The sequence below is a fragment of the Salinicola sp. V024 genome (genome assembly GCF_052645315.1).
In genome coordinates this window covers 389,739-400,343 of sequence record NZ_JBQXYB010000003.1, presented here as the reverse complement: position 1 = coordinate 400,343, position 10,605 = coordinate 389,739, and the positions used below count along the sequence as shown (strand labels likewise).

7 protein-coding genes are annotated in these 10,605 nt (G+C 63.2%); 3 read left to right on the top strand and 4 right to left on the bottom strand.

The window, feature by feature from the left end:
- Positions 1-198 precede the first annotated feature (198 nt).
- The 3 genes from speA to ACUN9V_RS07720 all read right to left on the bottom strand — a co-directional run bounded on the left by speA (position 199) and on the right by ACUN9V_RS07720 (position 3,777).
- Complete coding sequence (gene speA / locus ACUN9V_RS07730) at positions 199-2,109, bottom strand: biosynthetic arginine decarboxylase (RefSeq protein ID WP_439286402.1); 1,911 nt, start codon at positions 2,107-2,109, stop codon at positions 199-201.
- A 185-nt stretch (positions 2,110-2,294) separates the two neighbouring features.
- Complete coding sequence (locus tag ACUN9V_RS07725) at positions 2,295-3,251, bottom strand: homoserine kinase (protein ID WP_439286403.1); 957 nt, start codon at positions 3,249-3,251, stop codon at positions 2,295-2,297.
- Positions 3,252-3,453: 202 nt separating this feature from the next.
- Complete coding sequence (locus ACUN9V_RS07720) at positions 3,454-3,777, bottom strand: DUF2782 domain-containing protein (protein WP_445510968.1); 324 nt, start codon at positions 3,775-3,777, stop codon at positions 3,454-3,456.
- A 193-nt stretch (positions 3,778-3,970) separates the two neighbouring features.
- Here ACUN9V_RS07720 and polA point away from each other — a divergent pair, with 193 nt between their 5' ends.
- From polA to nadA, 3 genes are all read left to right on the top strand, one after another.
- Positions 3,971-6,748, top strand: a complete 2,778-nt coding sequence (polA, locus tag ACUN9V_RS07715) for a DNA polymerase I (RefSeq protein ID WP_445510967.1) — start codon at positions 3,971-3,973, stop codon at positions 6,746-6,748.
- A 277-nt stretch (positions 6,749-7,025) separates the two neighbouring features.
- A complete protein-coding gene (gene gndA, locus ACUN9V_RS07710; RefSeq protein ID WP_445510966.1) occupies positions 7,026-8,441 on the top strand; it encodes an NADP-dependent phosphogluconate dehydrogenase in 1,416 nt (471 codons plus the stop codon).
- A gap of 13 nt (positions 8,442-8,454) precedes the next feature.
- Complete coding sequence (nadA, locus tag ACUN9V_RS07705; RefSeq protein WP_445510965.1) at positions 8,455-9,504, top strand: quinolinate synthase NadA; 1,050 nt, start codon at positions 8,455-8,457, stop codon at positions 9,502-9,504.
- A 219-nt stretch (positions 9,505-9,723) separates the two neighbouring features.
- On the opposite strand, the gene ACUN9V_RS07700 is transcribed toward nadA, so the two are convergent.
- Positions 9,724-10,497 (bottom strand): MipA/OmpV family protein, encoded by a 774-nt coding sequence (locus ACUN9V_RS07700; protein ID WP_445510964.1) that lies wholly within the window; start codon positions 10,495-10,497, stop codon positions 9,724-9,726.
- Positions 10,498-10,605 lie beyond the last annotated feature (108 nt).

Here is a 10,605-nt window from a genome sequence, read left to right as displayed (position 1 = left end):
TACGAGCTACGAGCTACGAGCTACGAGCTACGAGCTACGAGCTACGAGCTACGAGCTACGAGCTACGAGCTACGAGCTACGAGCTACGAGCTACGAGCTACGAGCTACGAGCTACGAGCTACGAAAAGGGCCAGCGACTGACGTCGCTGGCCCTTTTCTCGCAATAAGCCCATTTTGGCTTTCCTGGCTCGCCGTCCATCACTCCAGATAGGTATAGCCGCTCAAGCCTTCCGACAGCTCGTTCACGAACAGCTCGCGCTCTTCGACGGTCAGCGGACTGGCAATCAGCTGTTCGGTGAGCTTGCGCTTGAGCGCCACGGCGTCGAAATTGACGTAGCCGAGCACGTCCGCCACCGCGTCGCCCTGCTGGACGTGGGAAAGGCGCCATTCGCCGTTCTCGTCGAGAGCGACGTCCACCGAATCGGTGTCGCCGAACAGGTTGTGCAGGTCGCCGAGGATTTCCTGATAGGCGCCGACCAGAAAAAGCCCGATCAGCTTGTCGTCGTCGTCATCCCACTCCGGTAGCGGCAGGGTGCTCTCGAGCCCCTGGCCGTCGACGTAGAGATCGATCCGGCCGTCGGAATCGCAGGTAATGTCCTGAATCACGCCGCGCCGGGTCGGTTCGCGATCCAGACCGGTCAGCGGCAGCACCGGGAAGACCTGATCGATCCCCCATACGTCCGGCAGCGACTGGAACAGCGAGAAGTTGGCGAACAGCTTGTCGGCGAGCTTTTCGGCCAGTTCGTCGGCGATCTCGCGATGGGCGCGATTGCGATTGTCGAGCCGCTTGTGAAGGCGCTGGCAGGCGGCGAAGTAGACCGACTCGCCCTCAGCGCGGGCCTGCATGTTGGCCAGACCCAGCACGAAACGATCCTGCAGCTCGCCCACCGCCTGGACCACATCGTGGTAGGCCTCGACCAGATCGCGGGGTTCGCGCATGCCTTCGAGCCGGTCGTAGACGCGCCACAGTTCGGCGACGTGGGCGTCGCCCTCGACCCGGCGCTCCGGCTCGATATGGCCCAGACGCTCTTCGCCGATCACGTTGGTGACCAGCACCGCGTGATGCGCGGTCAGCGCGCGGCCGGATTCCGAGATCAGCTGCGGATGCGGCAGGTTGTGGGTCTCGCAGATCTGACGGAACGCCCACACCACGTTGGTGGCATACTCCTGCATCGAATAGTTGATCGAACAGAAGCTCTGCGAGCGGGTGCCTTCGTAATCGACGCCCAGGCCGCCGCCGACATCCACCGTGTCGATCGGCGCACCGAGATCGCGCAGGCTGTGATAGAAGCGTGCGCACTCGCGCAGGCCCCGCTGTATGTCGCGAATGTTGGCGATCTGCGAGCCGAGGTGGAAGTGCACCAGCTGCAGGCAATCCAGCGCATCCGCGTCACGCAGCCGTTCGGTGATCGCCAGCAGCTGGCTGGCGGTAAGCCCGAACTTGGATTTCTCGCCACCGGTATCCTGCCACTTGCCCTTGCCCACCGAGGAGAGCCGCGCGCGCAGGCCGATGCGCGGTTTCACCTTGAGGTTTTCGGCCTCTTCCAGGATCAGGCTCAGCTCCGAGTACTTCTCGACCACCAGGTAGACCTTGTGGCCGAGCTTTTCGCCCATCAGCGCCAGGCGAATGTATTCGCGATCCTTATAGCCGTTGCAGACGATCAGCGACGAACCCTCGTCGCCGGAAAGGGCGAGTACCGCCATCAGTTCCGGCTTGCTGCCCGCTTCCAGCCCGACCCGGCCACGACCGCGCTCCTGGGTGGCGAGAATCTCCTCCACCACGCGACGCTGCTGGTTGACCTTGATCGGATAGACCGCGGTGTAGCTGGCCTGGTAATCCTCCTCCTTCATCGCGTTGTCGAAGGCCATGCAGAGCTGCTCGACGCGATCGTGGAGGATATCGATGAAGCGTACCAGCACCGGCAGCCGCAGCCCGGCATCGCGCAGCCGGTCGACCAGGGTGTCGAGCACCAGCGTGGGTCCGGGAACTTCACTGCCCAGCGGGCGAACCAGTGTGCGGCCCTCGTCATCGACATCGAAATAGCCGCTGCCCCACTGATCGATGTTGTAGGTACGGCGAGCTCGTGCAGCGGGTGAAGGATTCGTCATGACGCTCTCCGGTCGGCCGGCAACAAAACAGAAAACAAGTAGCCCCCGGCGTGAATGGTGACGAAAAGGCCGGGAACGCGAATGGCGCGCATTATGACGGCGCGGGAACGCGACGACCACTGAATGTCAGGGAAAAACTAGTCGAAAGTCGCTATCGGCACAGCCTTTTAGGCGAAAATCGTGATTCATTCGGCGGCGATGGGCAGCGGCGGTACGCGGCCGTCGAGACGTCTGCCCAGCAGGGTGCGAAAGCGCGCCGGGTCGTGGGGCGTGATGTCGTGGGCCGGCGGATCGACGTGGATCACCAGCAGTCGCGACAGCCAGTAGCGCAGCGCCGTCAGCCGCAGCATGGTCGGCCACAGCTCGCGCTCCTGCTCGGTCAGCGGGCGATGCGCGAGATAGGCGCCGAGGATGGCGGCGTAGCGCGGCTCGTCGATGTCGCCGGCGTCGTCGCTGGTCCAGTCGTTGATCACGATCGCCAGATCGAACAGCAGCTCGCCGCTGCAGCCGTTGTAGAAGTCGATGATGCCGCCGAGCCGGTCGCCGTCATAAAGCGTGTTGTCACGGAACAGGTCGCCGTGGATGGCGCCCTTTGGCAGCTCGATATCCGCGAATGCCTGGGCGTAGTCGGCAATCTCGCGGCTCATCAAGGCCTGGTCGTCCTCCGACAGGAACGGCAGCACTTCGCGATGACGGCGCTGGAGCCAGGCGAGATCGCGCGGATTGGCGCGTTCGCCGGTAAAGTCCTGCGAGGCCTGATGCATCCGTCCCAAGGCATCGCCGAGCGCGGCGCACTGGGTGAGATTGGGGGCGCTGGGGTGGCTGCCCGGCATGCGCGGAAACAGCAGCGCGGGGCGCCCGGCCAGGCGCTGCAGCGCGACGCCGTCGCGATCATGAACCGGGCCCGGCACCGGCAGTTGCCGTGCGGCCAGGTAATCCAGCAGATCGACGAAGAACGGCAGATCCTCGAATCCCCCCTGCTCGAACAGTGTCAGAACCCACTCGTCCTGCTCGGTGGTGACGAAGAAGGTGCTGTTCTCGGTGCCGTGCGGCACGCCCTTGAGCGTCTGCAGGCGGCCGACAGAGTAGCGTTCGAGAAACTCGGCGACCTGATCGTCGCTCAACGGGGTGAATACGGCCATGGGATCTCGGAATCGGGGGCGGACATTAGGGGTAAAGAACCGCTGATGAAAACCGCAGGATAAAAGACAGCGCGCATTGTAGCGGCTAGCGGGGCGCTCTCCTACCGGCTAACGGGCGCCAGCAATAAGCGACGAGCGGCACCGGCCGTGATGGAACCGTCGAACGGCGCCGAATCTCGCTTCAATCGATCAACACGATGGATCACTCGCTCTGGACCCATTTCGGCACCGGCACACTGGACGCGTCGACGCGCCTGAAGTCACCGTCGCCGTTGTCGTCGTAGAGGAAGTAGATGGCGCCCTTGTCCTCTCCGCCAGTGGGGACGATCCGGATCGCGTAGAGCTTGCCGTTGACGCGGTACTCGTCGATCGTGCGCTGGTCATCCTTCTGCGAGGTGATCTCGGGCTGAACCGCGGACTGCGCCAGGGCGGGCAGCGATAGCCCGCCGGTCAGCAGCGCCGCCAGCAGGGCTGGCAGCCACGTCTTCATTCGCGGCCATGAGGCCATTCGCGACCCAATTCTCATCGCAGACTCCTTCGCTCGCTGTGGGTTGCGGATCCACCGGTATCTGACCGGTGTTTGAATCGTCCCATTGTATCGCTTTCCAGCATCCGGACGCATGGGGCCAGGTTAGGGTCGCGTAGGCGGATGCCCTGACGCCGAGCCGTGGCTTGCGTATCATGAGGGCATCGAAAGCCAGCCACGGATCATGCAGCTCATGGCAGATGCCCCCATCGTCCTCGTCGACGGATCGTCCTACCTCTATCGTGCTTTCCACGCATTGCCGCCGCTATCGACCTCCGACGGCCAGCCCACCGGCGCGGTACGCGGGGTGCTGTCGATGCTCAAAAGCCTGATCAAGCAGTACCCGAAAAGCCCCATGGCGGTGGTGTTCGATGCCAAGGGCAAGACCTTCCGCGACGAGATCTACGCCGAGTACAAGGCCCACCGGCCGCCGATGCCGGACGATCTGCGCCCGCAGGTGGAGCCGCTGCACGACTGCGTCCGCGCGCTCGGCCTGCCGCTGTTGTGCATCGAGGGCGTCGAGGCAGATGACGTCATCGGCACGCTGGCGCGCCTGGCCACCGAGTCCGGCCGCGACGCGGTGATCTCCACCGGTGACAAGGACATGGCCCAGCTGGTCAACCAGCACATCACCCTGGTCAACACCATGAAGAACGAGACGCTCGACGTGGCCGGCGTCGAGGCCAAGTTCGGCATTCCGCCGTCGTTGATCATCGATTATCTGGCGCTGATGGGCGACAAGGTCGACAACATTCCCGGCGTGCCCGGCGTCGGTGGCAAGACGGCGCTGGGACTGCTGCAGGGCGTCGGCGGCGGGCTGGATGCGATCTACGCCGACCTGGAGAAGGTCACGACGTTGAGTTTCCGCGGCGCCAAGACGATGCCCAAGAAACTGGAGGAAAACCGCGAACAGGCGTTCCTCTCCTACCAGCTGGCGACGATCAAGACCGACTGCGAGCTGCCGGTGGGGCTCGACGATCTGCATCTGGCCGAACCCGACCGCGAGGCGCTGAAGGCGCTCTATCAGCGGCTCGAGTTCAAGAACTGGCTGACCGAACTGCTCGAGGGCCGGGACGAGGGCGTCGACGATGTGGGCGCCGAGAACGCCGGCAAATCGGAAATCGACGAAGACGTGACGCTGACCAAACCGGCGCGTCACGACCAGACGCTGCTGACCCAGGCGGAATTCGACGCCTGGCTCGAACGGCTGAAAACCAGCGAAGCGTTCTGTTTCGATCTCGAGACCACCAGCCTCAACTACATGGAAGCCGATATCGTGGGCATCGGCCTGTCGCTGGAACCCGGCGAGGCGGCCTACATCCCGGTCGGCCACGACTATCTCGACGCCCCGGCGCAGCTCGACCGTACGGCGGTGCTGGCGGCGCTCAAGCCGCTGCTGGAAAACCCCGAGATCGGTAAGATCGGCCAGAATCTCAAGTACGATATCTCGGTGCTGGCGCGCTATCAGATTCGGGTCGCCGGGGCGCTTAACGACACCATGCTCGAATCCTACGTGCTGAACTCCATCGCCACCCGGCATGACATGGATTCGCTGGCGCTCAAGTATCTCGGCGAGAAGACCATCAGTTTTCAGGATATCGCCGGCAAGGGCGTCAAGCAGCTCACCTTCAACCAGATCGCCCTCGAAGAGGCCGTGCCCTACGCCTGCGAGGACGTCGATATCACCCTGCGCCTGCACCAGGCGCTGCGGCCCAAGGTGGAGGAAGCCGGGCGGCTGGCCGAGGTGCTCGATACCCTCGAGCGGCCGCTGATTCCGGTGCTGTCGCACATGGAGCGTGGCGGCGTAGCGCTGGACGCCACGCGCCTGCATACCCAGAGCCAGGAGCTGGAAGGGCGGATCCGCGAGCTGGAGCGTGAGGCGTTCGAACTGGCCGGCAAGGAGTTCAACCTCGGTTCGCCCAAGCAGCTGGCGGAGATTCTGTTCGAGGAGCAGAAGATCCCGGTGATCAAGAAGACGCCCAAGGGCGCACCGAGCACCGCCGAAGCCGTGCTCGAAGAGCTGGCACTGGACTTCCCGCTGCCCAAGCTGATCATGGCGCATCGCGGCATGACTAAGCTCAAGTCGACCTATACCGACAAGCTGCCGCGGCTGGTCAATCCGATGACCGGCCGGCTGCACACCAGCTATCACCAGGCGGTGACGGCGACCGGGCGGCTGTCATCCTCCGATCCCAACCTGCAGAACATCCCGATCCGGACGGAAGAGGGGCGCAAGATTCGTCAGGCGTTCGTGGCTCGCGAGGGCTACCGGATCGTCGCCGCCGACTACTCCCAGATCGAGCTGCGGATCATGGCGCATCTCTCCGACGACAAGGGCCTGCTGGACGCTTTCGCCAACGATCGTGACATTCACGCCGCCACCGCCGCCGAAGTCTTCGGTGTTGAGCTGGAGAAGGTCACGACCGACCAGCGCCGCAGCGCCAAGGCGATCAACTTCGGCCTGATCTACGGCATGAGCGCCTGGGGCCTTTCCAGGCAGCTGCATATCGAGGCCAAGCAGGCCAAGGTCTACATCGACCGCTACTTCGACCGTTATCCGGGCGTGGCCAAGTTCATGGACAACATTCGCGCTCAGGCCGGCGAGGATGGCTTCGTCGAGACCGTGTTCGGTCGCCGCCTCTATCTGCCGGAGATCAAGGCCCAGAACCATGCCCGGCGTCAGGCAGCGGAACGCACCGCGATCAACGCGCCGATGCAGGGTACCGCCGCCGATATCATCAAGCTGGCGATGATCGACGTGCACCACTGGCTCAACCCGGTCAAGGAAGAGGCAGAGTTCGATGCCTGGATGGTGATGCAGGTTCACGATGAGCTGGTGTTTGAGGTCAAGGAGAGTCAGACCCAGGACTTCCTCGGCGCCATCAGTGGGCGGATGCAGAACGCTGCCCAGCTCAATGTGCCGCTGATCGTGGAGGCCAATAGTGGGGCGAACTGGGACGAAGCCCACTAGGAAACACTGAATACATGTCTGCGCGGGCAATACGCTGCGTTGTGCGGTGCCGGGGCGCCGGTCCGATCGGAATCCTCACCTATACCCCATAGGCTCCGGTTCCTGTGCTCCGTACGCCTTGCGTCTTACTCCGCTCGACGATGTCTCCAGCGCTTCCCGCCTCGCAGCGTGAAATCGGAAGATCGGACGCGATTCGGATGATTCGCGTCTGTGGCTTACACTACCGTTATCGTTTATCGCCGCGTGACGGCTTTATTTTCGCAAGGAGCACAAGATCATGGCCAAACAGCAAATCGGTGTCGTCGGCATGGCCGTCATGGGCCGCAATCTGGCGCTCAACATCGAGAGCCGGGATTACACGGTGTCGATCTTCAACCGCTCGCGGGAGAAGACCGATGAAGTCATGCAGGAAAATCCTGACAGCAAGCTGGTGCCGTTCTACAGCGTCGAGGAGTTCGTCGCCTCGCTCGAGACGCCGCGCCGCATTCTGCTGATGGTCAAGGCGGGCGATGCCACCGACAAGACGATCGAATCGCTCAAGCCGCATCTGGACAAGGGCGATATCCTGATCGACGGCGGCAACACGCCGTTCGAGGACACCATTCGGCGCAACAAGGAGCTCTCGGAAGCGGGCTTCAACTTCATCGGCACCGGCGTCTCCGGAGGCGAAGAGGGCGCGCTGAAAGGCCCGTCGATCATGCCGGGCGGCCAGAAGGAAGCCTACGACATGGTCGCGCCGATCCTCGAGAAGATCGCCGCGCGCGCCGACGACGGCGAGCCGTGTGTCACCTATGTCGGCCCGGACGGCGCTGGCCATTACGTCAAGATGGTCCACAACGGCATCGAGTACGGCGACATGCAGCTGATCGCCGAAGCCTATTCGATTCTCAAGGGGTCGTTGGGGCTCTCGAACGCCGAGCTGGCCGACATCTTCAGCGAGTGGAACGAAGGCGAACTCGACAGCTACCTGATCGACATCACCGCCAGGATTTTCACCAAGAAGGACGACCAGAGCGATCAGGACGTGGTCGACATCATCCTCGATTCCGCGGGCCAGAAGGGCACCGGCAAGTGGACCAGCAAGAGCGCGATGGATCTCGGCGTACCGCTGCCGCTGATCACCGAGTCGGTCTTCGCGCGCTTCATCTCGGCGCTGAAAGACGAGCGCGTCGAAGCCTCCAAGGTGCTCAAGGGCCCCAAGGAAACGCCGCTCCAGGGCGACAAGGCCGAGTTCATCGAGAAGGTACGCAAGGCGCTGTTCTTCAGCAAGATCGCCTCCTACGCCCAGGGCTTTGCCCAGATGCGCGCCGCTTCCGAGCACTACGACTGGAACCTTAACTACGGCGAAGTCGCCAAGCTGTTCCGCGCCGGCTGCATCATCCGCGCCCGCTTCCTGCAGAAGATCACCGACGCCTATAAAGAGAATCCCGAGCTCAAGAACCTGCTGATGGCGCCGTACTTCGGCGAGATCGCCGGCAACTATCAATCGGCGCTTCGGGACGTGATTTCCCACGCCGTCCAGAACGGCATCCCGGTGCCGACCTTCTCCTCGGCGATCGCCTACTACGACAGCTATCGCAGCGAGAAACTGCCGGCCAACCTGATCCAGGCCCAGCGCGACTTCTTCGGCGCCCATACCTACAAGCGTGTCGATCGGGAAGGGACGTTCCACACCGAGTGGCTGCAGGACTGACGGAGACGGATCGATGGCGGAACTGGAGCGGGATCGGGTTCGCGAGCACTTGGCGGGTAACACGCCGCCTGCGCTCGGCGAGAGCGCCAAGGCGCACTATCGGGAGCGTATCGCGGCGCAGTTGAAGGCCCGCAATGCGGTACTGGTGGCGCACTATTACACCGATCCCGAAATCCAGGCGCTGGCGGAAGCGACCGGTGGCTGTGTGGCCGATTCGCTGGAGATGGCGCGCTTCGGCAAGGATCACCCGGCGATGACGCTGATCGTCGCCGGCGTGCGCTTCATGGGCGAGACCGCCAAGATCCTGAGCCCGGAGAAGCGGGTCTTCATGCCGACGCTGGAAGCGACCTGCTCGCTGGACATCGGCTGCCCGGCGGACGCTTTCTCCGCCTTCTGTGACCAGCATCCGGATCGCACCGTGGTGGTCTACGCCAACACCTCGGCGGCAGTGAAAGCCCGCGCCGACTGGGTGGTGACCTCTTCCATCGCGGTCGAATTGATCGATCATCTCGATCGGCAGGGCGAGAAGATCCTGTGGGCGCCGGATCGCCACCTGGGCAACTATGTCCGCGAGCGAACCGGAGCCGACGTGCTCTGCTGGGACGGTGAGTGCATCGTCCATGACGAGTTCAAGGCCAAGGGCATTGTCGAGCTCAAGGCGCTGCATCCGGAAGCGGCGGTGCTCGTGCATCCGGAGTCTCCGGCGTCGGTGGTGGAAATCGCCGACGTGGTCGGCTCGACGTCGCAGCTGATCGCGGCGGCGCAGCAGCTCGACAATCCCAGCTTCATCGTCGCCACCGATCGTGGAATCTTCTACAAGATGCAGCAGCTGATGCCCGACAAGACCTTCATGGCTGCGCCCACGGCAGGCAACGGTGCGACATGTCGCAGTTGCGCCAGCTGTCCGTGGATGGCGATGAACGGTCTCGAGAACACGCTGGCGGTACTCGAAGACGCCAACGGCTGCGGCCAGGAGATCCACGTCGATCCCGAGATTGCCGCGCGTGCGCTGGTGCCACTGGATCGGATGCTGGAGTTTGGCGCCGAACTCAAACGCCGTTAGGGAACCAATGCATAAATGCCTGCACGAACGAATGGCTGCGTTGCGCGGTACTCGAAGGCTCGCCTAACCCCATGTTATGTCTCACCCTCTGCGTTCCGTGCGCCTTGCCCTTCATCTCGTTCGGCGATTTATTCAGCGCTTCCTTAGGCGCTGTATGCTGAGAAACGAAAGCGCCCGCCCCGGCTGACACCGGGGCGGGCGCTTTCATGTCTCTACGATTTAGAAGTGGTAGTTGATGAATGCTCCCGCCCGCCACTGGGTCGCATCGCCCTCATCATCGACGATCGAGCTGTCCGCGGCATCGCCGGTCAGGCGTGAGACGCCGACCAGGCCGGTGATCGACCACTGCCGCGTGAGGTAGTAGCTGAGCGAGGCGTCGCCACCGATGGCGAAATAGCCGTCGTCCGGATCGTAGGCGTCGATACCGGAACGCGCGCTCTCGCGATTCGAGACGCCGAACATGTCGTCGGTCCAGGCGGCGCTGGTGTACTCGAAGCGCGGCCCGATGGTAAAGACCGCGCGTTCGCCGAGCTTGGTGATATGAGTCGCCTTGAACTTGACGCGATAGCCGTCGATGTCGCCGCTGAAGGGCGTTTCCGCGGCGCCACTGTAGCGCCACGCCTGGTCGACATAGCTGACCCGTAGCCCGCCGGTGACGCCGCCGTCGACTTGGTCGAGATCGTCGATGTCGCCGGTATCGTCACGGCCGAAGGTGTAACCGATGAACGGCGCGACTCGCCAGTTATCCTGCTTGATCACGTTCCAGCCAATGCCGTCGGTGACGCTGACGAAGAAGGTATCGCCGTAAGTGGCATCCAGTGACGGCCAGGCGTTCCATTCGTAGTCGTCGCTGCCCAGATAGTCCGGGCTGTAGATCGCCCCGGCTCCGACGGTGCCCTCCCACTCGGGCTGTGCGGCGAAGACCGCCGAGCTGATAGCGACACTGCCTGCGGCAAGCGCGAGTTGCCAAGCCAATTTCCGTGAATCGATCATGTCATTCATCCTTGCGGCGGACTCGGGAGATGGCGAAAACATACGGCAGTGTAGGTAAAAAGGCCAGTCGCAGAAGATGCTGTTCTTCATGCCCATTTCTCCGCAATC